This window comes from Mycobacterium terramassiliense (assembly GCF_900157385.1).
GTDB lineage: Bacteria > Actinomycetota > Actinomycetes > Mycobacteriales > Mycobacteriaceae > Mycobacterium > Mycobacterium terramassiliense.
This window is the reverse complement of sequence record NZ_LT717700.1, coordinates 1178216-1200572: the sequence shown is the minus strand read 5'-3', so window position 1 is coordinate 1200572 and position 22357 is coordinate 1178216. Positions and strand designations below refer to the sequence as shown.

20 protein-coding genes, 1 tRNA gene and 1 pseudogene are annotated in these 22357 nt (G+C 69.2%); 14 read left to right on the top strand and 8 right to left on the bottom strand.

Annotated elements, in window-relative coordinates; genetic code table 11:
* Positions 1-71 precede the first annotated feature (71 nt).
* Both MTAB308_RS13930 and MTAB308_RS13925 read left to right on the top strand, forming a co-directional pair.
* Entirely contained in the window at positions 72-500 is a 429-nt protein-coding gene (locus MTAB308_RS13930) for a MarR family winged helix-turn-helix transcriptional regulator (protein WP_077100191.1), read from the top strand.
* Positions 501-655: 155 nt separating this feature from the next.
* Positions 656-1489 carry a glycoside hydrolase family 16 protein gene (locus tag MTAB308_RS13925; RefSeq protein WP_077099932.1) on the top strand — a complete coding sequence of 278 codons (834 nt, stop codon included), beginning with the start codon at positions 656-658 and terminating at the stop codon, positions 1487-1489.
* Here MTAB308_RS13925 and MTAB308_RS13920 read toward each other — a convergent pair whose 3' ends face one another.
* Both MTAB308_RS13920 and MTAB308_RS13915 read right to left on the bottom strand, forming a co-directional pair.
* Complete coding sequence (locus MTAB308_RS13920) at positions 1490-2995, bottom strand: glycosyltransferase family 39 protein (RefSeq protein ID WP_077100190.1); 1506 nt, start codon at positions 2993-2995, stop codon at positions 1490-1492.
* An 86-nt stretch (positions 2996-3081) separates the two neighbouring features.
* Positions 3082-3387, bottom strand: coding sequence for a hypothetical protein (locus MTAB308_RS13915; protein ID WP_245831394.1), 306 nt, complete (start codon positions 3385-3387; stop codon positions 3082-3084).
* A 31-nt stretch (positions 3388-3418) separates the two neighbouring features.
* Between MTAB308_RS13915 and MTAB308_RS13910 the strand changes: the two genes are divergently transcribed.
* From MTAB308_RS13910 to MTAB308_RS13900, 3 genes are all read left to right on the top strand, one after another.
* Positions 3419-3724 (top strand): hypothetical protein, encoded by a 306-nt coding sequence (locus MTAB308_RS13910; RefSeq protein WP_077099930.1) that lies wholly within the window; start codon positions 3419-3421, stop codon positions 3722-3724.
* 164 nt (positions 3725-3888) lie between these two features.
* A complete protein-coding gene (locus MTAB308_RS13905) occupies positions 3889-4539 on the top strand; it encodes a GAP family protein (protein ID WP_077100189.1) in 651 nt (216 codons plus the stop codon).
* A gap of 26 nt (positions 4540-4565) precedes the next feature.
* Positions 4566-5246: a GAP family protein gene (locus tag MTAB308_RS13900; protein ID WP_077099929.1), complete on the top strand. Its 681-nt coding sequence runs from the start codon at positions 4566-4568 to the stop codon at positions 5244-5246.
* On the opposite strand, the gene MTAB308_RS13895 is transcribed toward MTAB308_RS13900, so the two are convergent.
* Entirely contained in the window at positions 5237-5974 is a 738-nt protein-coding gene (locus MTAB308_RS13895; RefSeq protein WP_077099928.1) for a hypothetical protein, read from the bottom strand. The genes MTAB308_RS13900 and MTAB308_RS13895 overlap by 10 nt on opposite strands.
* 24 nt (positions 5975-5998) lie before the next feature.
* Between MTAB308_RS13895 and MTAB308_RS13890 the strand changes: the two genes are divergently transcribed.
* Positions 5999-7495 (top strand): bifunctional phosphatase PAP2/diacylglycerol kinase family protein, encoded by a 1497-nt coding sequence (locus MTAB308_RS13890; RefSeq protein WP_077099927.1) that lies wholly within the window; start codon positions 5999-6001, stop codon positions 7493-7495.
* A 17-nt stretch (positions 7496-7512) separates the two neighbouring features.
* Here MTAB308_RS13890 and MTAB308_RS13885 read toward each other — a convergent pair whose 3' ends face one another.
* Together MTAB308_RS13885 and MTAB308_RS13880 are read right to left on the bottom strand one after the other, a co-directional pair.
* A complete protein-coding gene (locus MTAB308_RS13885) occupies positions 7513-7857 on the bottom strand; it encodes a DUF732 domain-containing protein (protein ID WP_077099926.1) in 345 nt (114 codons plus the stop codon).
* Between the two features lie 142 nt (positions 7858-7999).
* Complete coding sequence (locus tag MTAB308_RS13880; protein WP_157900947.1) at positions 8000-9439, bottom strand: DUF7159 family protein; 1440 nt, start codon at positions 9437-9439, stop codon at positions 8000-8002.
* Positions 9440-9583: 144 nt separating this feature from the next.
* Between MTAB308_RS13880 and mtnA the strand changes: the two genes are divergently transcribed.
* A complete protein-coding gene (gene mtnA, locus MTAB308_RS13875; protein WP_077099924.1) occupies positions 9584-10552 on the top strand; it encodes an S-methyl-5-thioribose-1-phosphate isomerase in 969 nt (322 codons plus the stop codon).
* Here the strand turns inward: mtnA and MTAB308_RS13870 are convergent.
* Both MTAB308_RS13870 and MTAB308_RS13865 read right to left on the bottom strand, forming a co-directional pair.
* On the bottom strand, positions 10537-11898 hold the full coding sequence (locus tag MTAB308_RS13870; protein ID WP_077099923.1) for an MFS transporter: 1362 nt from the start codon (positions 11896-11898) through the stop codon (positions 10537-10539). The two genes, mtnA and MTAB308_RS13870, sit on opposite strands and share 16 nt — an antisense overlap.
* A gap of 149 nt (positions 11899-12047) precedes the next feature.
* Positions 12048-12776 (bottom strand): ubiquinone/menaquinone biosynthesis methyltransferase, encoded by a 729-nt coding sequence (locus MTAB308_RS13865; RefSeq protein ID WP_077099922.1) that lies wholly within the window; start codon positions 12774-12776, stop codon positions 12048-12050.
* A gap of 789 nt (positions 12777-13565) precedes the next feature.
* Between MTAB308_RS13865 and MTAB308_RS13860 the strand changes: the two genes are divergently transcribed.
* Positions 13566-13970, top strand: a complete 405-nt coding sequence (locus MTAB308_RS13860) for a PE family protein (RefSeq protein WP_077099921.1) — start codon at positions 13566-13568, stop codon at positions 13968-13970.
* 97 nt (positions 13971-14067) lie between these two features.
* Here MTAB308_RS13860 and MTAB308_RS13855 read toward each other — a convergent pair.
* A tRNA-Gly gene (locus tag MTAB308_RS13855) sits at positions 14068-14141 on the bottom strand.
* 183 nt (positions 14142-14324) lie between these two features.
* On the opposite strand from MTAB308_RS13855, the gene MTAB308_RS13850 reads away from it, so the two are divergent.
* The 6 genes and pseudogenes from MTAB308_RS13850 to MTAB308_RS13825 form a co-directional block, all read left to right on the top strand.
* The gene (locus MTAB308_RS13850) at positions 14325-14963 is read left to right on the top strand and encodes a VldE C-terminal domain-containing protein (RefSeq protein ID WP_173842161.1); all 639 of its coding nucleotides are present in this window, start codon (positions 14325-14327) and stop codon (positions 14961-14963) included.
* A gap of 40 nt (positions 14964-15003) precedes the next feature.
* Positions 15004-15576: a dCTP deaminase gene (dcd, locus tag MTAB308_RS13845; RefSeq protein ID WP_077099920.1), complete on the top strand. Its 573-nt coding sequence runs from the start codon at positions 15004-15006 to the stop codon at positions 15574-15576.
* A 106-nt stretch (positions 15577-15682) separates the two neighbouring features.
* Entirely contained in the window at positions 15683-17566 is a 1884-nt protein-coding gene (locus MTAB308_RS29290) for a DUF7159 family protein (RefSeq protein ID WP_077099919.1), read from the top strand.
* Positions 17567-17837: 271 nt separating this feature from the next.
* Entirely contained in the window at positions 17838-19328 is a 1491-nt protein-coding gene (locus MTAB308_RS13835; protein ID WP_083746523.1) for a DUF7159 family protein, read from the top strand.
* A 133-nt stretch (positions 19329-19461) separates the two neighbouring features.
* Positions 19462-20583, top strand: coding sequence for a DUF7159 family protein (locus tag MTAB308_RS13830; RefSeq protein WP_245831392.1), 1122 nt, complete (start codon positions 19462-19464; stop codon positions 20581-20583).
* Positions 20584-20610: 27 nt separating this feature from the next.
* Positions 20611-21930, top strand: a pseudogene (locus MTAB308_RS13825) (UDP-glucose dehydrogenase family protein); the annotation flags it as partial.
* Between the last annotated feature and the right edge of the window lie 427 nt (positions 21931-22357).

The following is a 22357-nucleotide window of genomic DNA, read 5'->3' as shown; positions in this document are numbered from 1 at the left end:
CGGCGCCGGTATTGTCAAGAAAGTTGATGGTTGCGCGCCGCGAGCCGCTGGGCGCGTGCCAGCATGGGGACATGAGCAAAGCCCACCAGGAGCCGCTGGGATTTTTGCTGTACCGGGTGATGGCGGCGCTGCGGCCCCAGGTTGCCGCGGAGCTCAAGCCGCTGGGCATCGGGCTGGCGGAATTCGTGTGCTTGCGGATTCTGTCCAAGCATCCCGGGCTCACCAGCGCCGAGCTCGCGCGCGGCACCAACGTCTCGGCGCAGGCGGCCAACCAGCTGCTGCGCTCGCTGGAGGACCGCGGCGCGCTGGCCCGTCCGGCGTCGGCCCCGGCGGGCCGGGCGATGCCGGCCCGGCTCACCCGTGAGGGCAAGGCGCTGCTCAAGCGCGCGGACGCCGCCGTGCGGATGGCCGACCAACGGATCCTGGCCCGGCTGAGCGCCGAGGAACAGCTGCACCTGAAGCGACTGCTCTATGCCGCGGGCTCGGATCCGGCCCGCTAACTGCAGTTCACCGGTCAAATTGGATGGGGTGCGCACGGTCAGGCGAGATGCGCACGGCCCCCGGCACGTGGTTTCATAACACCGTTTGCGAGAGTTGCCTAGGGGAATTCGTTCCGGGTCGCAGGTCCCGGCCCATCAACGATTGGGGAGTGCAGATGGATCGTCGCAGCATGTTGCTGACTACGGGGCTCGGCATGCTGGCGGCCGTGGCCGCGCTTCCCGTCCCCAAGGCACTGGCCAACCCGCCGCGTCCGGCGCCGCCCGAGGCGCCGTCGGCCGGCCCCGGCGGCTACATCTTCTCCGACGAGTTCGACGGCCCGGCGGGCTCGGCCCCGGATCCGGGGAAGTGGACAGTGCAGACCTGGCAGGACGACGTGTTTCCGCCGGTCGCGGGCATCTACCGCGACGACCGCCGCAACGTCTTCCAGGACGGCAACTCCAATCTCGTCCTGCGGGCCACCCAGGAGGGTGACACCTATTACGGCGCCAAATTGCGCGGCAACTTCCGCAGCATGATCAATCAGACCTGGGAAGCGCGGATCAAGCTGGACTGCCTGGAACCCGGCCTGTGGTCCGCGTTCTGGGGCGTCAACGAGGACCCGCTGCCCGACGGCGAGGTCGACGTCTTCGAGTGGTACGGCAACGGCTCGTGGCCGCCGGGGACCACGGTTCACGCGGCGTCCAACGGCAAAACCTGGGAGGGGAAGTCGATTCCGGGGTTGGTGGACGGCGGCTGGCACACGTGGCGAATGCACTGGGGTGAGGACGGGTTCCAGTTCGCGCGCGACGGGGCGCAGTACTTCACCGTTCCGAACAAACCCATTCACGTCCACGGCGGCGCGCCCGACGACTTCCGGTGGCCGTTCAACAACCCCGGCTACTGGATGACCCCCATGTTCACCCTTGCCGTCGGTGGCGTCGGCGCCGGCGATCCCGCCGCGGCAACCTACCCGGCTGACATGCTCGTCGACTACATCCGCATCTGGTGACTAGCGCTGCGCCTTGATCACCTGAACCAGGTTGAACTGCCAGCGCTCGACGAGCCGGAACCCCAGCTCGCGCGGCACCGCGAAGGCCGGTGTCGGGCCGTAGACGGGGCCCGGTGGCAGCGCCGGGCCCTGCTCGTGAGCGGGCATCGACGCGTCGGCTTGGGTGATGATCCATACGACGCCGCAATGGCTTAACGGCTCGGCGACGACCTCGGGGATGAGGTTGGTGTCGAAGACGTCGTTGCGGTCGGTCGCCCGCTGCCACAGGGTGAGGTCGATCAGCTTGCGATAGGCGTCCGGGCGCGCCGCCAGCAACGGGCGCATCGGAGCGGGCATGAACGTCACCGTGTCGTTCACCAGCAGGCAGTCACCGGGGGCCGCCTTCGCGGTGATGAGATCGGCCACCTGGCTGTAATCCATCCCGTATTTGGCGTACGGGTTGCGTTGCGCGCGAACATAATTCGGTGCGGCCGCGACGGCGAACAGGCCGACCAGGGCCGCGGTCGTCCATGGCTTGGCGGCTACGGCGGCCGTGCAGACCCCCAGGATCAGGGCCATCGCCGGTGCCGTGAAGGCCAAGTAGCGCGGCGTGTAGATCGGGTGCAGCAGCGCCGACCAGGTGACGATCAGGGCGGTCGGTATCGCCAGCCACGCCACCGCAATGATCAGCAGTTGCCGATCCCCCCGCGCGAGCCGCGCAGATCCGCTGAGCCACAACACGATCGCGGCGGCCACCACCAGCGCCGACAAGACGGCGAACGGCGGGCTGCGTTCGAAATACTGCTGAACCACCACGTCCTCGATCGTCCGGTGTCCGATCGGCGGGACCCAACGGATCTGATGCGACTGTCCCGCGACGGCGACCAGAAACGGCGCCAGGGCGCACACGACGGCCCCCGAGGTAATGGCGAAGCGCACCAATACTTTTCGCGCGCCGCAGCAGGACCACACGAAGGTAAGGTGCGCGAGTACCACCAGGACAAGGTAGGCGTCGATCAGGATCGACAGGGCCAGGGCGGCGCCGTACGACACCCAGGCCCAGGCGGTGTTACGGCGCGCCGCGGCGACGAGCAGCACTGTCAGCCATACCGCCGCCATCATCGACAGTGCATACGGGCGGGCCTCGATACCCGCCCACGTCGTCCGGGGCAGGATGCCGCACAACGCTCCGCAGGCCACCGCGACGGTGCGAGAGGAGAACTGTCTGCCCAGCACGACCACTCCGGCGGCCGCGCCGCCGACCGCCAGACCGCTCGGGGCGCGGGACCAGAATTCGGTGGGGGGGAAGAGCTGGAACCAGCCGTGCATGAGCGCGTAGTACAGGCCGTGGACCGCGTCGACGTTGCCCAGCATGCGCCAGAGCTGGCCGAGCGAACGGCTGTAGGACGCCGAAATGGTGGCGGCCTCGTCGTACCAGAACGACGGCCGGGCGGCGCCGGCGAGACTGATTGCGGCGCCTAACAATCCAACGATGAGCGGGTCCAGCGCGACCCGCGGCAGTGCCAGCGGGCCGCCACGGAGATGCCGTGACTCGGCGGTATCGGAGACGCTCACCGCCCGCTATGTTGCCAGAAGCGGGCGGGAGGCTTGCGTCAGTTACTCAGCCAGACGTGCCAAAACCCGTCGGGGCCGAAGCGGCAGTCCCAGTGGGTGTAGATGTTGTCGTTGTGCGTGATCTCCACGTGCGGGCCGTCCGCCAGACAACCGCCCTCACTCGAATAATTGCCCTCGACTTCGACCTCATCGGCGTTGGCCACGCCGACCGCAACGGTCAGCACCCCCGTCAGCGCCAGGATCCCGGCAGCAACCAGCGTCTTCATCCGGATCTTCCCCTCGGTATCGGTGCCGCGACTGTAGCGACCCGGCCGGGTGCGCCACCTGAAAACGAAAGGACTCAAGCCGGCCCTCGTTCGAACGTATGATCGATAAATGGGCGAGCTCGCGTCGATCGGATACAACGGTCAGCCGGTCCGCAGCCCGTTCCGGGTGGTGCGCCCGCCGATCGCGGTGCTCGTCGACCTGACGGTGCTTTTCCCCCGAGAGCCGCACCGGTCGGGCCGGTATCAGCCCAACGGCCTGCAGCTGCACAAGGTCGTCGAGGGCCGGCTCAGCTGCTGGGGCATCTGCGAGCAGGGCGACTGGTGGGGGCTGGTGACCTACCCCGTCGCGTACGGCTCCAAGCGCAAGACCGTGACCCATTGGGTCCCGGCCTGGACCTTGCGCCGGAAGGGCTAGCTCGTCGCGAGTCATCGATCCGCCACCAACGGGCGCTCACGCGAAATGTCGGCCGGTTTTCGCGCCACGCGCACCTTCGGCACGGCGGCTTCTTCCGGCCTGGACGCTGCGGCGGAAGGGCGGCAATGCGATGATGGCTGCCCGTGGCAGGCAACTTGGTTTCCGTGCTGACCAAGCTCATTCCGCTCGGGCTGGTCATCGCGCTCTCACCGATCACGGTGATCCCGGCGGTGCTGGTGCTCCACGCGCCCCGCCCGCGGCGGGCCAGCCTCTCCTTCCTCGGCGGCTGGCTGCTGGGCATGGCCGCGCTCACCGGGGCGTTCGTCGCGGCCTCCGATTTGCTGGGCGATCTGCACCAGACCCCGCCGACCTGGGCGTCCTGGGTGCGTGTGGTGATGGGCCTGGCGCTCATCGCGTTCGGTGTGGTCCGCTGGCTGACCCGGCATCGCCAGGGCAAGACTCCGGCGTGGATGCGGTCGTTTTCCAACCTGACCCCGCTGCGCGCGGGGGTGACCGGGGCGGTGTTGACGGCGGTCCGACTCGAGGTGCTGATCCTGTGCGCGGTCGCCGGCCTGGCCATCGGCACCGGCGGGCTCGGCCCGGCGGCCGGCTGGGTATCCGGCGCCATCTTCGTGGCCGTGTCCTCGTCGACGGTCGCCGTACCGATCCTGGCCTACGTCGGCGCCGGCGGCCGCCTGGATGACGCGCTCGAGCGGCTCAAGGCGTGGATGGAGGAAAACCACGCCGCCATGCTCGCGGTCATCCTGGTGCTGATCGGTTTGTTGGTGCTTTACAACGGAATTCACGCGTTGTAGTCGCTCGACAGGTTAGATTGCTGCCCATGGCAGGAAGCTGGGCGACCGTGGCGACCGGGCTGATTCCGCTCGGGCTGGTCATCGCGCTCTCACCGATCACGGTCATTCCCGCGGTGCTGGTGCTGCAGGCGCCTCGCCCCCGGCCGAGCGGCCTGGCCTTCCTCGCCGGCTGGGTGCTGGGCATCGCCGCGCTGACGGCGCTGTCCGTCGCGGCCTCCGGCCTGCTCGGCGGTCTGGACAAGTCACCGCCGAGGTGGTCGTCCTGGCTGCGCGTGGTCTTCGGCGCGGCGCTGATCGTCTACGGCGTCTACCGCTGGCTGACTCGGCACGGCCACTCCGAATCGCCGGCCTGGATGCGTTCGTTCGGCACCATCAAGCCAGGCCGTGCGGCGCTCACCGGGGCCGCGCTGGCGGTCGTGCGACCGGACGTGGCGCTCATCTGCGTGCCGGCCGGCCTGGGCATCGGCACCAGCGGGCTCGGCCTCGGCGGTGACTGGTTGGCCGCGGCGTTCTTCGTCGCCGTCGCGGCGTCCAGCGTCGCGATCCCAATATTGGCCTACGCGGCCGCCGGTGAGCGCCTCGACCCGACGCTGGCGCGGGTCAAGGATTGGATGGACAAGAACAACGCCGCCCTGCTGGCGGGCATCCTGGTCGTGATCGGTGCGATGGTTCTGTACCACGGCATCCGCGCGCTGTATCACCTGTAGCCGCCGTCGGACAGGCCCGCGTCGGTCTCGAGCCGGTTCGTCTCGCCAAAGACCAACTCGCGCAACAGCTCCCAGCTGTAATCCCTGAGCATGCCCCCGTAGCCTTTGGCCGCCCATTGCCGGCAGTGCCGCTCCTCGTGGTGCAGCACCCGGTTCAAGTCCAGGTGCCAGGCGTGCCCGGCCCGGATGATCCGGCGAAGCGGCACCGCGGGGTCGGCGAGCTTGCCCGCGTTGACCATGAAGATGTCGCCCCACGTGGTGCCGCCCCGCCGGCTGAACTGCCGCTGGATCCAGTTGCCGCCGGCACCCATGAGGATGCCGTTCGGGGTCGTGACCAGCCGGCCCCCGTTGCGATGGACGAACCCGACGTCGCGAGAGTAACTCCAGCGGTTTGCGTTCTGCCGGTCGATGATTCGCGCGATCTCGGCCGCGCTGTAGGGCGTCTCGGGAAAGTCGGCACACCGCCGGCCCTCCTTGCCGTAGTCCGTCCCCGCGTTGAGGACGTAGGTCATCAGCGTCGCCGTGCGCGCCTCGTCCCCGCCGATGCTCCGGGGCAGCAGAAAGTAGGACTTACCCTGTGGGTCCTCGATCTTCTCGAGCCCCTCCAAGACGTCGAAGCTGTCCGGTGCGATGGCGTGGCGCCGGGCGACCTCGGCGACGACGTCGGCGGGCACGCCGCGGCGTCGGGCGTTTTGCAGCCACGCCGCCGAGTAGTCGTTTGCGCGCACGCTTGTCAACTTAAGGTGTAGGCAATGGACAGGTGGCCCCGGCGACGCGCGCGTGGCATCACGCAGATCACCCGCGGGCTGGGCACGCTGGATCGGGAACTCTTCGAGACGATCGCCGAGACGCCCACCCCGCTGCTCGATTCGGTCATGCCGCCGCTGACCCGGGCGGCCGACCACTCGAAGCTGTGGTTGGCCATCGCCGCGGCGCTGCTGGCGTCGGGCAAGCCCTCCGCGCAGCGCGGTGCGACCCGCGGCGTCGCGACGCTCGGCGCCACCAGCCTGGTCACCAACCAGGTCGCCAAGCGAATCCGACCGCGCGCGCGGCCCGTCTACGACTCGGTGCCCCTGATCAGGCGGGTCCGCCGCCGCCCCGTGTCCAACTCCCTGCCGTCGGGCCACTCCGCCAGCGCCGCCGCGTTCGCCGTCGGCGTGGGACTGGAGAATCCCCCGCTGGGGTTCGTGCTGGCGTTGCTGGCGGGCATGGTCGGGCTGTCGCGGGTGGCTACCGGCGCGCACTACCCCGGGGACGTCCTCGCCGGTTTCGGCATCGGCGCCGGGCTCGCCGTGCTGGGCGGCCGGGTCGTCCCCCCGATCGTCGAAACCACCCTGCCCAAGACCGAACCGTTCGTCGTCGACACGCCCCCACGGCCCGACGGCGCCGGCGTGGTCCTGGTCATCAACCCGTCGTCGGGAAGCGGCACGGGCTCGCGCGTCGTCGACGAGGTCCGCGCCGAGCTGCCCCAGCTCGAGATCGTCGAACTGGGTCCCGACGACGACCCCGAGGTGGCGTTGCGCCGCGCCGCCGAGCGCGCCGAGGTGCTGGCCGTCGGCGGCGGCGACGGCACCGTGGCGGCGGCCGCGTCGGTCGCGATCGAGGCGGACCTGCCGTTGGCGGTCTTTCCCGCCGGGACGTTCAACCACTTCGCCAAGGACATCGGCTGCGACACCGTGGCCAAGACGGTGGAAGCCATCCGGTCGGGCAGCGTGGTCCGCGTCGATCTGGTGTGCCTCAACGAAAGTCGGATGGTGCTCAACACGGCGAGCATCGGCGCGTACCCGATGTTCGTCCGGTATCGCGAAAAGCTCGAGAAGCGCGTCGGCAAGCCGGTGGCCGGCTTCTACGCGATGCTGCAGACCCTGCGCAAGGGTGAGCCCGTCAGGATTCGCTACGACAACAAGACCCTGCAGACGTCGTTGTTCTTCCTCGGCAACTCGCTGTATCTGCCGACGGGATTCGCACCGTCGCGGCGCACTCGCATGGACGACGGCTTGATCGACGTGCGCATCCTGGAGACCGGGCGGCCGTGGGCGCGGACCAGGATCCTGACCGCGCTGGCGCTGGGGCGCCTGCTGCGCAGCCCGCTGTATCACGAACTGCAAGTGCCGGAGTTCAGCTTCTCCGCCGTCGACGGCCCCACGGTCATCGCCCACGACGGCGAGGTGGGCGACGAGTACGACCACGCCAGCTTCAGCGCGAAATACCGTGTCCTGCCGGTCTTTCGGCCGCTTGCGCCGAGCTAGGCCGGCTCAGGCGGACGCTACGCGCGCGGGCACAGGTCGACGATGGCGTAGTCGATCAGGGCGTCCGCCTGTCGCGGCGTGAGCCCCCGGGGTCCGAGGTCCATGGTGGACTTTTGCAGCGCCAGCGACTGCAGTTGCGACGGAGGTGCGCCCCACGCGATCTGTTGGCAGATCTTCCAGCCGGTCTGCACCAGCGCCGGGTCGCCACCGTCGAGGTCCTGGATACCGACGGCGTGCAGGCGGTTGAGGTAGGTGGTCTCATCTGCGTGTGCCGGGCCGGCGCACACGATGCCGGCGGTCAGGAGGGGGCCGACTGCAAAAGCTGCGCCGATGAACTTGCCATAGAGCCTCTGTGCTGCCATAACTCCTTCTTCGCTGACTGTTTGCCGCCCCCGCCCATATATGAAAGCAGTTCCGTAACCGCGGCGCGCGGAAAATTTGCGGCGTTTGAAAAGCGTTAACCCGACAACGCGACCGGAAGTCGGAGCCGCTTCGCGAGATTGGCTAGTGGTGGCCGCCGCCGGTTTCGGCGCCACCACCGGAGCTGCCGCCGCCGCCACCGGTCTCGGCGCCGCCACCGCTGGAGACACCGCCGCCACCAGAGCTGCCGCCACCAGTCTCGGCGCCGCCGCCACCGCTGGAGACACCGCCGCCGCCGGAGACACCACCGCCGCCGCCGACATCGCCGCCGTGGCTGCCCCCACCGGACTGGACGGGAACCGGCACGACCGGAGCCACCGGAACGGGAGCCGCCGGAACCGGAGCCGGGGTGACGGGAGCCGCCGGAACCGGAGCCGGGGCAACGGGAGCCGCCGGGGCCGGAGCGGCGGACAGCGGAGCGGCCGGCGGTACTGCGCTCGGGGGTGGGCTCAAGGGCTTGGGCGCGGCCGCCTTCGTGGCCGCCACCGCCCCGGGCACGGGGGGCGCGAGCACCTGCTCGGCGGGGGCGATGAAATTCTGCACCGGAGCGGGCAGCAAGCCAACCGTCGTGTGGACGCCGATCACGAGGGCTATCTCCAGCGCCAACGCCGCGCCGAAGCCCGCCACCGCCACCGCGCTTCCGACCAACAGACCCGGTCTGGGCCGGGGCTCGCCCGCGCCCACCGCGCCGGCGTCGATGACGACGGTCGGGGCACCGGCGTCGTCGTCCGCCACAGCGCTGTAGGCGAGTTCGCCGTCGCCCACCTCGGCGATGCCCAAATATTCAGGCAGGGCACTCGCGTCGAGCGCGCCCGTGCCCGGGTCTTGCGCGTAGGCCAGCGCGGCGGTCGACGAGGCGAACAATGGCGCATTGGCCGACGCCAGCGCCGCGCCGCGGGCCAGTGCCGTCTCCGGCTCTTCCGGAGCGCTCACGCTCAGCGACGTGGCCGCCTCCAGACGCGCCTTGAGCGGGGCGACGTCGACGCCCGAGCCGATTACAAGCAGGCCGCCCGGGCGGGTAGGCGATTCGTCGAGCGCGGCGACCATCTGCGCCAGCTCCGCGGCCGCTGGCTCCCCGGACGTGACATCGGCGACGGAACCGTCGGCGGTCTCGACCACGGCCAAAGTTGCGGTGTCGGGCTGCACGAAAAGCACCGCGGTACGCTCGTAACCCATTGCGTCACCGAAAGATTGAGCCAGCGAGGTCGCCGCCAGAAACGCCGACACCAGCATCACGTTCTCCAGCTTGTGGGCGGCCAGCGCGTCACCCACCGCTTTCGCGTCGAGCGGGTCGGTGCATGCCACCCCGACCCCGGATAGTTCGAGGCCCGCGCTCGCCGCGTCTTCGCGGGTACCCAGGATGGCGGCGATCGCTCGGTCGGACGCGCTGACGGTGGGCACATCGTCGGCGGCGGTGACGATGAATTCTTTCTCGTCTACCGTTGCGCCGTCGGCGTTTTCGCCTTGCAGCAGCACCAGCTGAACCGAATCCGGGGTCAATGAGACTCCGAGCACGATATGCACGCCCACGCCTCCCAACACTTTGACCCGCTAACCGATCGTCGCTCGGGAAGCTGTATCGGGATGGTGCCGAGGTTATGTAGGCCCTAAGAAACCTGTCCCGCACACGCCCGAGCCCGTCGGCCACCCGAGGTCTAGGGTCGGCTCGTGCGCAGGACCATCGACTGGGACGGCGACGCGGTCACGATCATCGACCAGACCGCGCTGCCCGCCGACTATCGCGTCCTGACCCTGCGCACCGTCGACGAGTTGATCGACGCGATCGCCCGCCTCGCCGTGCGCGGCGCCCCGGCGCTGGGCGCGGCGGGCGCCCTTGGCGTCGTGCTCGCGGCGCGCGAGGGGGGCGATGTCCGCGCCTCGGCCGCGCGCGTTGCGCAGGCGCGGCCCACGGCCGTCAACCTCAGCTGGGGAGTCGGACGCGCGCTGCAAAGGCTCGACGAGGGCGCCAACGCCGTGCTCGCCGAGGCGCTGGAAATCCTCGACGAGGACGAACGCCTCAACCGCGCCGCGTCCGCCCACGCCACCGAGATCGTCCTGGAACTATGCGATCGCCGCCCGCTGCGGCTGCTCAGCCACTGCAACGCTGGCCACCTGGCCACCGTCGCCTGGGGTAGCGCCCTCGGCGTCGTCTGGCACCTGCACGCGCGCGGACTGGTCGAGTCGGTGCTCGTCGACGAGACCCGCCCGCTGCTGCAGGGCGCCCGGCTCACCGCGTGGGAGCTGGCGCAGGCGGGGGTGCCCTACCGGGTGCAGCCGGACGGCGCCGCCGCGGCGGCGATGGCACGCGGCCTGGTGGATTGTGTGCTCGTCGGCGCCGACCGGATCGCAGCCAACGGCGACGTCGCCAACAAGATCGGCACCTACGGCCTGGCCATCGCGGCGCGTCATCACGACGTGCCGCTTGTCGTGGTCGCGCCCTCGTCCACGATCGACGCGTCGCTGGCCACCGGCGCCGAGATCGCCATCGAGGAACGCGCGCGCGACGAACTCAGGACGTTCGCCGGCGCCACGATCACCCCGCCGGACGCGGATACCTTCAACCCCGCCTTCGACGTGACCCCGGCCGATCTGATCACCGCGGTCGTCACCGAACACGGCCGCTACCGGCCATCCTGAAGGTACTGACGCGGTTTGAGGATCAGGCTGGCGATGACGGCGAGGATGCCGATGCCGACGCAGATCCACAACGCGGAGTGATAACCCGCCTCGGTGCCCGCGCCGACAACCGTTACGGCCCAAGCGAACCCGAGCGAGCTGCCGATGCCGTAGGAGGCGTTGGCGATCCCGGGCAGCGAGCCCGGCTCGTCGGGCGGGGCCTGAAGGACGCCCAGCGCGCTCAGCGGGGTGAGCGCGACCGCCAGCGATGCCCCGACCGCCACCATGAGCACGATGACCATCGTCTTGTCGAGCGCGAACACCGCGACCAGCGCGGTGACGGCCACGGCGGCAACCAGCCCCGCCCGCAACACCGTCACGAAGCCGATCTTGGCGGAGAGCCGTCCGATCAGTGGCGCCACCACCAATTGGGAGAGCGCGCCGGGAGTGATGAACAGCAACGCGGTCAGCTGCCCGCTGGCGGCGAAGCCGATGCGGTCGTTCTCGGCGATCGACGGGACGATGTAGTTGAACACCACCATGAACGACGCGAAGCACAGGATGGTCACGGCGATCAACGGCCAGGCGTGGCGCGAGGCCATCTGGTCGATGTGGATCAGGGGTTGGGCCACTCGCTTCTCGACCATGACGAGCCCCACGAAGGCGGCGCCAGCCGTGCCGATCGACACGAGCAGAAGCGGTGAGGCCCAGCCCATCTGGTCGCCGTTGGAGACGTAGAGGTCGAGCCCGGCGACGGTCAACGCGATAAGGACCGCTCCCGCCCAGTCCATCCGGCCCGGGTTCGCGCGATCCCGCTCGTCCGCCGGAATCGCCAGGCAGCAGAGTGCCGCTGCGACAATGCCGAACACCAGCGTCAAAACGAAGATAGAGCGATAGCCGAAATGGTCGACCATGAAGCCGGCTAGCAGCGCGTCGACACCGGCCACCCCGGCACTGATCGCCGAGATGACACCGCAGCAGACGCCGAATGCCGCGCCGCCGAGGTGTTCGCGCATGATCAGGAAGGCCAGACCGTAGGCGATGTTGGCGCTTCCCTGCAGGACCCGGCCCACCATCACGACGGGCAGCGACGTCCCCAGGATGCACAACAGCGTTCCGACGCAGACCAAGAACAGGATTCCGACGAGCACGCGCTTGCGGCCGACGAAGTCGCTCCACCGAATCAGTACCACGTTGGCGATCGCCCCGGCGAGGTAGAAGTAGGCGGACATCGATGCGTACGCGTGAGGTCCGAGATGGGTGTTGATGTCCCGGATCGCCGGGCCGAGCATGGTGGCGTTGAGCGTGAACGACGTCACCGACAACGACAGCGCGGCCACCATGAATGCAGCCGAACCCCGCGACATCGTGGTAACGCCAGCGTCTTTCGCCGGTGCCGTTGGGCTTTCACTTACCACGACCAGAACCCTCCACCATGTCGACTCGGCCGGGTTCGGGGCTGAGTCCGCCGCGCTGATTCTGACGAATATCGTTGCCAGCCAAGATATCTCGTACGCTAGGCGTCGCTGGCCGCGCGCATACCGAGATGTACCGTGGCGAACCCCGTGCTCAGCGACACGTAGCGGGCGTCAACGAGGCCCGCTTCTCGCATCGCGTCGCGCAGCCCGTCGCGCGACATCCAGCTGCGGATCGAATCGGCGGTGTAATGGTGGGCGTCCCGGTGCCAGGCCACGGCCCAGCCCACCGCCGGCATCACGCGGAAGTAGAGCAGGTTATGCACGGATTTCAGCGTCTTCGAGTCCGGGGTGCTGAAATCGAGCACCATCAGGCGGCCGCCCGGCCGCAGCACGCGGTGGAACTCGCGCAGCGCCTGGCCCCGGTCGGCAACGTTGCGCAGCCCGAAGCCGATCGTGACCGCGTCGAAGCACGCGTCCGGGAACCGCAGGTCCGTGGCGTCGCCCTCCTGGAAGTCGACGGCCCCGCGCTCCCGGCCCCGAGCGACCTCAAGCATCGCCGCGCAGGAGTCGACACCGACCACCTGGCCTTCCGGTCCGACCGCGGCCGCCTCCAGGAACGCCAGATCACCCGTCCCGGTGGCGACGTCGAGCACTCGTTCGCCGGTCCGAAAGGCGCACAACTGCATGGCTTGTCGCTTCCACAGGCGATGTAGCCCAAGCGTCCAAAGGTCGGTCATCACGTTGTAGCGCGACGCCAGCGCCGAGAACAGCTCCTGGACGTAGCTGCTCTTGGCCTCGTCCGACTGGTTCCATCGCCGTGTGACCATCGTGAGCCTCCCGCACACCCCCCGGGGTCAACAGCCGGGGATGTATCACGGTAATTCGCGCCGGGCGACGGGCCGTTGGAGGGGTGTCGTTAGCCCGTTGACCCACCCGCGTGGGACCCTTTCTGAGTGGTCATCGTTCTTGAGGTTTAACGGGCATTGCGTCTCCGGCGTGCGCTGAAATATCCCACGGTAAGCATGAATAGAAGACCGGCCGTTAGCCACCCTGCCCCGCAACCCGAGGCAATGTATAGGCGAGGCCGAGGCCAACAGCCCCGCCGAGAATAACGAGGCACACGCGCGTGACACGTCCCATATCAATCGCCTGACCTAGGTTGACGGTTAAGGGGTGGACCATTTCCAGGGATGCGTGGGATTGGGAAGACGAAATCATATGTCTCTCGTCACGGTGCGCGAGATGCCGAGGCGGATTCTTCGAGCGTGCCGGGACATGCGCGACGACAGGTGGGGCGCTATTGAACCGATCCGCGGGCCCCGCTGATGCCTCCCGGACGGGCCTCCGACGAATTCCGGGAAAGCGAGCGCTGCACAGCGCCGACGTATGAGCGGTATTTCCCCAATCCGCCTTCGCGACCAATTGACAAAGACCAGAGGGTCGCGTGACAAGAAGTCAGTTGTGACGGCGAGGCTAAACAAGTTCGGGCACTAGGGAATTCATGTCGCTTGGTTATAGGCAAGAGGGTGGAAAACCATTGTCGAAAAGCCAATGCACACGCTCCCCCCGTGAGGAGACTCGGGCGAATCGGGGATTGGGTTCAGAGGACGATCGTCATGAGGGTCATCACAGAAGCACTCACCACGGCGGCGGGCGACCTGTCCAGCATCGGTGCGACGACCAGCGAGGCCAACGCCGCGGCGGCGGTATCCACCGCGGCCATCGCCCCGGCCGCAGCAGACGAGATCTCCGGTGCCATCGCCCAGGCGTTCAGCGCCCAGGGGCAGCAGTGGCAGCAGGTGTCGGCAGCGGCGCAAGAGCTGTATCAGCGATTCGTGCTTGCCATGCAAGCATCGGCGGCTGCCTACCAGCAAGCGGAGGCCGAGATCGTGGGCTGGCTGGGCGGGTTGGGATCGCTTTTCATGTCGGGCGCTGTCGGGCCCACGGTGCCAGGTTTGCCGCCCGATGGCAGCAAGCCGCTGGTCCCGCAGCTCCCGCCGCCGCCGCCTTTTCTGCAATGAGGAAGCGTCCTCATGGTGGCCGCCCTCGCCGTTGATCCAGTGGTCGGCGTGGATCAACTCCCACCGCGATGTGGTGGGTGGGCGCGCTGCTCAACAGTGGAGCCGATGACGGGAATCGAACCCGCGTATTCAGCTTGGGAAGCTGATGTTCTGCCATTGAACTACATCGGCGCGGTTGCCCCGAAAAGGCTAGCATCCGCGGTCAGCGCCGGTGGGCGGCTCCGGCGGAGCTCGGGCAGCGTCGTCGCGAACCACGCGCTCCCGGCACGGAAGTCAAATGGGCTTCGCGCCGTTTCCACGGCTCTTAGGCATTCGATGTTTATTATTTCGTGATCTGCCCGTAATGTGCTCTGAGTGGGTCGCCACCGATTAGCCAAGAAGCGACGTAAGTCACCAGCAGTGCTGGCAGGCATGCTCGTTCCCGCGGCCATCTTCTTCGCGGCAGCCGGAGATATCCGCCCGGCCGCCACCCACACGGTGGCCAAGCCCGTTATCGACGACATTGCGCCGTGCTGCCTAGAAATCGTCGCGGCACCGGTGAATATGTCCCGTAAAGGCGCCGGTTTCGCCGACGGCGAGCTGGCCGCATCGAGATACCACGCGCGCTCGCGTTTCTTGCCCGTCGGCGTCGCGCCGGAACAGGGCCTCCAGGTCCGGACCATCCTGGTGGCCCGCAGCATCAGCGCGACGTTCCCCCAGATCCACCAAATCGGGGGCGTGCGGCCAGATCCGCTGCCCTGGCATCCGCTCGGCCTGGCGATCGATGTGATGATCCCCGATCCCGGCAGTTCCGAAGGCATCGCGCTCGGCAACCAGATCGTCGCGTACGTGCTGCGCAACGCGGATCGGTTCGGGATCCAGGACGCGATCTGGCGCGGGGTCTACTACACGCCCACCGGCGCGCAGGTCAGCAGGCTCGGCCACTATGACCACGTCCACGTCACGACGACCGGAGGCGGATACCCCAAGGGCGGGGAGATGTACCTCCGCTGAGTCACGGCGGCCCGCGGCCGGCAGCAGATAGGCTCATCGCGTGCTGCTCTCCGATCGAGACCTCAGGGCCGAAATCAGCTCCGGCCGGTTGGGCATCGACCCCTACGACGACACGTTGGTGCAGCCGTCGAGCATTGACGTTCGCCTCGACTGCATGTTCCGCGTCTTCAACAACACTCGCTACACCCACATCGACCCCGCGCAGCAGCAGGACGAACTGACGACCCTGGTGGAACCCGTTGATGGCGAACCGTTCGTGCTGCATCCCGGCGAGTTCGTGCTCGGCTCGACGCTGGAGTTGTTCACCCTGCCCGAGGACCTCGCCGGACGCTTGGAGGGCAAGTCATCCCTCGGACGTCTGGGTCTGCTGACGCATTCGACCGCGGGCTTCATCGACCCCGGCTTCAGCGGGCACATCACGCTCGAGCTGTCCAACGTCGCAAACCTGCCCATCACCCTGTGGCCGGGCATGAAGATCGGTCAGCTGTGCATCCTGCGGTTGACGAGCCCGGCCGAACACCCCTATGGCAGCTCGCGCGTAGGGTCGAAATATCAGGGTCAGCGGGGGCCGACACCGTCGCGGTCGTACCAGAACTTCATAAGGTCTACATAGGTTCGACACCGCGCCGCCACGGCGATTTTGCGCGATGATGTAGGGGCCTTGGTAACTGCCCACTCGACCATGGCTTCGTCTAGCGAGACTTTTGGAGGGGGTTGTATTGGATATCGTGCTCGGGGTGTCGATGGCACCGGCATCGATTCAGATGGTGGTGCTAGAGGGGGAAAACGCCGACGGCGCAACGGTCGAAGAGGACGACTTTGACGTCACTGCGGCCAACGACGCGGCCACCGCGAGCGCGCCTGACCAAGTAGTCTCCGCCATTCTGGGGACCCGCGAGGGTGCCGCCGACGCCGGCCTGGAGCTGGCGGCAATCGGCGTGACGTGGACCGACCAACTCGAGGCGGCCGCGTTGCGCGACGCGCTGGCGGCGCACAAGATCGAGAACGTCATGCTGGTGTCGGCGTTCCTGGCCGCGGCGGCGTTAGCCCAAAGTGTCGGTGGCGCAGTGGGGTACGAGCGCACCGCGGTGCTCTATGTGGAGCCCGATACCGCAACGCTGGCCATCGTCGAGACGTCCGACGGTTCCATCGCCGACGTCTACAAACAACCGATCTACGCCGAGTCCTACGACGACGCCGTCACACAACTCGCCGGGATGGTCGCCGGCCTGGAGAAGACGGAACTGGTTCCCGACGGTCTGTTCGTGGTCGGTTCGGGCGTCGACATCGCCCCGATCAAGCCGGCGCTGGAGTCGGTGACGTCCCTTGATGTGAGCGCGCCGGAGGAGCCGGAGACCGCGCTGGCGCGGGGCGCGGCTCTGGCGTCGGCGAACGCCCCGCTGTTCGCCTCGTCGACCGCGGCGCTGGCCTACGCCCAGGATCCCGGCACCGGAGCCGTCGACCAGTACGCGATACCCGACTACCTCAGGGTCGGGGACGAACCCGGCGACGACCTCGCCTACAGCGCCGTCGCGGACGACGACGCCGACGCCCAGACGGTCGTCATCGAGAAGCTGTTCACTCAAGCGCCGGAGCAACCGCGTCGCAGGCCGGTCCTGCTGGTGGGCAGCGGCTTGGCGGTCGTTGGCATCAGCGCGGTGCTGGCGCTGGAAATCGCGCTGGCGATCGGCATCCGCACGACCGGGACCGTCGCGCTGCGGCCCACCCCCGGCCAAAGTCTCATCGTCCCAACGCAACAGGCTCCCGCGCCCGCGCCGGTTCAGGCGGCCGCGCCGAAGCCAAACTTCACCGTGCCGCAGCCGATGATGGCGCCCAGGCCGGTGACCCCGCCGGCGGCGGCCCCCATTCCAGCCGCTCCGCCCGCGCCGCCCATTCCGGCGGCTCCGGTGGTGCCGGTTCCGGTCGTCGTTCCGCCCGTGGCGCCGATTCTGGTGCCACCGATCCGCGTGCCCATCCCGAACCCGGTGGTGAGCCCGCCGATCATTCAGGCCCCGCGCCCCGTGGTGCCCCAACTGCCGGTGCATGTTCCGCAGCCGGTGCCGCCGCAGGGCGGCATCACGGTTCCGCACTCGCCGCCGCACCAAACTCCGGGCGAAGGCCCGCTACCCATCCCGGGCGAAGGGCCCGGCGGCGGTCCCATCCACATCCCCGGTGAGGGCCCCGGTGGTCCCGGCGGCGGCGAGCCGGCCGGTCCCGGTCCGTTCGGCGGTCACGGTCCCTTCGGCGGAAACGGGCCTTTCGGTGGTGGTCCCGGTCCGTTTGGCGGTCACGGACCCTTCGGCGGCGGCGCTCCCGGCGGCGGCGAGCCCGCCAGTCCCGGTCCGTTCGGTGGTGGTTCCGGTCCGTTCGGTGGTGGTTCCGGTCCGTTCGGCGGTCACGGACCGTTCGGCGGCGGCGCTCCCGGGGGCGGTCCGTTCGGCGGCGGTGGTGGTGGTCCGTTTGGCGGCGGCGGTGGTGGTCCGTTCGGCGGCGGCGGCGGGCCCTTCGGCGGTGGCGGTCACGGCGGCTTCGGCGGCGGTGGCGGCTTCGGCGGCGGTGGTGGCGGGTTCGGCGGCGGCCACAGCGGCGGCGGGCACCACTAGCCCAGACGCAGGGCCCGATCTCCGGCGTTGCGACACGGCTAACGCAGGCCGGCTTTGCGCTTAACACCCCCGCGACGGCGCGGGTAGGCTCGAACCGTTGGGCTGGCCGAAAACCCGCGCCGCCCTGTCTCCTCACAACCAGAACTTCATAACGCCCAGCTAATTACGGATTCTCGGAGCCCGCGCTGCTGTGGCAGAGAGTCTGAAGGAATGCGTCGCCGCCGCGTCTGTCGCCGCGGCGCAGCAAACTACCAAGGGGGAGTTTTCAGCGGTGGTGGGCATCGTGCTTGGTGTCTCGATGACGCCGACGAAGGTCCGCATGGTGTTGGTGGAAGGCGAATGCGCCGACGGGGCCACCGTCGACCAGGACAACTTCGATGTCGATGCGGATCGGTCGCCGACGGCGCCTTCCGCCGCGCCCAACCAGGTGGTCTCCGCCATCCTGGGCACGCGCGAAGGCGCCCACCAGGGCGGTTACCGGCTGCTGTCCACGGGAGTGACGTGGACCGATCACGTCGAGGCGGCGCTGCTGCGTGACGCTCTCATCGCCCACAAGATCGAAAACGTCATGCTGGTCTCGGCCTTCATGGCCGCCGCCGCCCTGGCCCAGGCGGTGGGAGACGCCACCAACTATGCGCGCACCGCGCTGCTCTTCGTCGAGCCCTACACCGCGACGTTGGCGGTGGTCGACACCGCGGACGGATCCATCTCGGAGGTCCATCGGAGGGCTCTGGCCGACGACGAAGACGAGGCGGTCGCCGAGCTCGTCGATATGGTCTCGGGCGCCGAAGCGTTGGAAACGCGCCCGGAGGGTGTGGTGGTCGTCGGCTCGGGCGTAGACATCCCGCTGATCAAGCCGGCCCTGGAGGCCGCGACTTCCCTTGCGCTGTCGGCTCCCGACGAGCCGGAGATGGCGCTCGCCCACGGCGCGGCGCTGGCCTCGGCGAACGCGCCGTTGTTCGCGTCGTCCACGGCGGCGCTGGCCTACGCGCTGGACCCCGGCACGGGCGAGGTCGACCCGTTGGCGCTCGCCGGCCAGGTTCCCGGACTGTTGCCCGCGTACCAACCCGAATACCGCTCCGTTTCGCAGCAATCCGATTCCGACGTTGCCTACAGTGCCGTGCCCGACGAGGACGCTGATGCCCACACGGTCATCGGCCTGGAGGACACCCAGCGGCGCAAGTCGGTGCTGCTGGTGGGCAGCACGCTCGCGGTGATTTTCATCAGCGCGGTGGTGGCGCTGGAGATTGCGCTGGCGATCGGCATCCGCCCGACGGTGGCCTTACGGCCCAGCCCCAACGAAAACATCATCGCTCCGGCGCAGCCGCCCGCGCCCGCGCCGGTGCCGCAGGCTCAGCCGAAGATCCCAGCGCCCGCCCCGGTCGCGGCGCCGCATCCCATCGCGCCCCCCGCGGCCGCGCCGGTCCCCGCGGCGCCGCGACCGGGGCATCCCATCGCGCCCCCCGCGGCCGCGCCGGTCCCCGCGGCGCCGCCCGCCCCGGTTCCGGTCATTCCGCCGCCCGTGTTCGTTCCCGTGCCGCGCGTGCCGTTCGTCGGACCGCCGGTCCGCGGCCCCCTGGCTGGCCCGCCGATCCGCGGCCCCTTCGGCGGCGGGCCGGCCCCGCGCGGCCCCTTCGGTGGCGGCCGCGGCCCGTTCGGCGGGCATGGTCTTTTCGGCGGAGGTCACGGCGGCTTCGGCGGTGGGCACGGGTTCGGCGGCTTCGGCGGCGGCCACGGATTCGGCGGCTTCGGGCACAGGTAACCGTTCGGCGTTGCCAGGCGTTTGCCGGCCCACGAGCTAGGGTGGCGGATAGGGTCTGGTCGCGACCGAAACTCTCGGCGCGATGCGTGGGGCAATCAGGTTGTCAGCGAACAAGTTTCGAAATGGGGGAGCGGTGGACATCGTCCTTGGGGTGTCTCTGACACCCGAGACGGTCCGCATGGTGCTCGTCGAGGGTGAAGGTGCCGGCGGCGTCACCGTCGACCAGGCCGACTTTCATGTCCCGGGCGTCACCGCGGCCGATCAGGCGATCGAGGCCATCCTCGGGACCACCGAAAGCGCGGCCGAAGGCGGCTATCAGGTGAAATCCGCCGGGGTGACGTGGACGGACCAAAGCGCCGCGACGGCGCTGCGAAATGCCCTGGCGGAACGCAAGATCGAAAACGTCATGCTCGTCTCGGCGTTCGTGGCCGCAGCGGCGCTGGCTCAGGCGGTCGGCAGCGCAACCAATTGCGCCCGCACCGCACTGCTGTTCGTGCAGCCGGCAGTCGCGACGCTGGCCGTCGTCGACACGGCCGACGGGTCGATCGCCGACGTGCAACAAAAACCGCTGCCCCACCGCGAGGATGCCGCGCTCGCGGAGCTGGCCGCGATGGTCGCCGGCGCCGAATCGATGCCCGCCCGCCCCGACGGGGTATTCCTCGTCGGATCCGGCGTGGACGTCCCGTCGATCAAGCCGGCGTTGGACGCGGCGACTTCGCTGTCGGTGACGGCGCCCGAGGAACCGGAGATGGCCCTGGCGCGGGGCGCCGCGTTGGCGTCAGCCAACCAGCAATTGGGCGCGCCGAGCACGGTTGCCATGCCCTATGTCGAGGACCCCGCGCCCGTGCTGGCCTACAGCGCCGAGGCCGATCCGTCGCCCGAGGACGACCGGCATTCCGGCGAGCGACGCAGCCGAAAACTGTTGGCAGTCCTCGGCGCGACCGCAATTCTCGTCGTCGGTGCCGCGGCGCTTGCGCTCGCCATCGGCATTCGGCCGCATGCGGACCAGCGACCGGATATCAGCAAGAACGTCGTCGCCCCGGCGGCCCGCCCGGTGGCGGGTTCGGCGGTCCCGGCGGCGGGTTCGGCGGCCCGCACGGCGGCGGCGGGTTCCCCGGGTTCCCCGGGGGCGGGGGCGGCCACGGTGGCGGCGGCTTCGGCGGCGGTCACGGCGGGTTCGGCGGTCACCACTAGGCGTTCTGCGAGCAGGTGTCATCTGCCGTTTGCCTCCCGCTCAGCGGCGCGATGCAGTTAGCTCATCGCGGCCACCTACACCGGTGGTATGCGATGCACCGTCTTTGGCACCGGTTACCTGGGCGCCACGCACGCGGCAGGGATGGCGGAACTGGGACATGACGTCGTCGGCGTCGACATCGACGCGGGCAAGATCGCCAAGCTGGCCGGCGGTGACATCCCCTTCTACGAGCCCGGACTGCGAAAGTTGTTGAGGGACAACCTGGCCGCCGGGCGGCTGCAGTTCACCACCGACTACGACCTGGCGGCCGATTTCGCCGACGTCCACTTCCTGGGCGTGGGCACGCCGCAAAAGAAGGGCGAATACGGCGCCGACCTGTGCCACGTGCACGCCGTCATCGACGCGCTGGTGCCACGGTTGACCAGGCCGTCGGTGCTCATCGGCAAGTCGACGGTCCCGGTGGGCACTGCGGCCGAGCTGAACCAGCGCGCCGCCGCGCTGGCGCCGCCCGGGGTCGACGTCGAAATCGCCTGGAACCCGGAGTTTTTGCGCGAGGGCTACGCGGTACACGACACCCTGCACCCGGATCGCATCGTGCTGGGCATACAACAGGATTCGACGCGGGCGGAGGGCGCCGTCCGCGAGCTGTACGGTCCGCTGCTCGAGGCGGGGGTCCCGTTCCTGGTGACCGACCTGCAGACCGCGGAGTTGGTGAAGGTCTCCGCCAACGCCTTTCTGGCGACCAAGATCTCGTTCATCAACGCCATTTCCGAGGTGTGCGAGGCCGCGGGCGCCGACGTCAGCCTGCTGGCCGACGCGCTCGGGTACGACTCTCGCATCGGTCGCCAATTCCTCAACGCCGGATTGGGTTTCGGCGGCGGCTGCCTGCCCAAGGACATCCGCGCGTTCATGGCTCGCGCGGGTGAGCTGGGGGCAGACCAGGCGCTGACCTTCCTGCGCGAGGTCGACAGCATCAACATGCGCAGGCGCACCCGGATGGTCGAACTGGCCACCGCGGCGTGCGGCGGTTCGCTGCTGGGCGCCAACATTGCCGTGCTGGGTGCGGCGTTCAAACCCGAATCCGACGATGTGCGTGACTCACCCGCGCTCAACGTCGCAGGGCAGCTGCAGCTCAACGGTGCCGCGGTCAACGTGTACGACCCCAAGGCGCTCGACAACGCACAGCGGCTGTTCCCGACGCTGAACTACGCGGTGTCGGTCGAAGAGGCTTGTGAGCGCGCGGATGCGGTGCTGGTGCTCACCGAGTGGCGGCAATTCGTCGACCTCGACCCCGACGGCCTGGCCGACCGGGTGCGGGCGCGTGTCATCGTCGACGGGCGCAATTGCCTGGAGTTCGCCCGCTGGCAGCGGGCGGGGTGGCGGGTGTTCCGCCTCGGGGCGCCGCGGCCTAGCGGAGATCGCGAGCGCGGCGGAGCCGGGCGCTCCGCCTCGGGGCGCCGCGGCCTAGCGGAGATCGCGAGCGCGGCGGAGCCGGGCGCTGCGGGTCGCCGCCCGCGGCCTAGCGGAGAGACCGCAGATTCGTTTGCGATGGCATCATCCGCCGACCGTCGGTGATACGCCCAAAAGTTAGCTAGAAACGTGCATAACCCCCACACCCGGCGCCGTAAGCGGCCGAGTCGGCGCCATCCGCCATCCGCGTCTAGGCCAGCCCGTCGTTCCCGCGCGAGCCGATGAGCCCGCCCGTGCCGCCGGTACCGACGCCGCCCTCGGGCGTGCCGATCCCGGCGTTGCCGCCGGTACCGCCGTTGCCGAACAGCGCGGCGCCGCCGCCGTTCCCGCCGTCGCCACCCCGCCCCGTGACGCCCTGCCCGCC

Coding starts and splice junctions, on each gene's coding strand:
- MTAB308_RS13870 (WP_077099923.1), bottom strand. CDS start 11,898: ATGTCGCGGGGTTCGGCTGCATTCATGGTGGCCGCGCTGTCGTTGTCG.
- MTAB308_RS13910 (WP_077099930.1), top strand. CDS start 3,419: ATGGGCGAGCTCGCGTCGATCGGATACAACGGTCAGCCGGTCCGCAGC.
- MTAB308_RS13890 (WP_077099927.1), top strand. CDS start 5,999: ATGGACAGGTGGCCCCGGCGACGCGCGCGTGGCATCACGCAGATCACC.
- MTAB308_RS13865 (WP_077099922.1), bottom strand. CDS start 12,776: ATGGTCACACGGCGATGGAACCAGTCGGACGAGGCCAAGAGCAGCTAC.
- MTAB308_RS13900 (WP_077099929.1), top strand. CDS start 4,566: ATGGCAGGAAGCTGGGCGACCGTGGCGACCGGGCTGATTCCGCTCGGG.
- MTAB308_RS13930 (WP_077100191.1), top strand. CDS start 72: ATGAGCAAAGCCCACCAGGAGCCGCTGGGATTTTTGCTGTACCGGGTG.
- MTAB308_RS13925 (WP_077099932.1), top strand. CDS start 656: ATGGATCGTCGCAGCATGTTGCTGACTACGGGGCTCGGCATGCTGGCG.
- MTAB308_RS13885 (WP_077099926.1), bottom strand. CDS start 7,857: ATGGCAGCACAGAGGCTCTATGGCAAGTTCATCGGCGCAGCTTTTGCA.
- MTAB308_RS13860 (WP_077099921.1), top strand. CDS start 13,566: ATGAGGGTCATCACAGAAGCACTCACCACGGCGGCGGGCGACCTGTCC.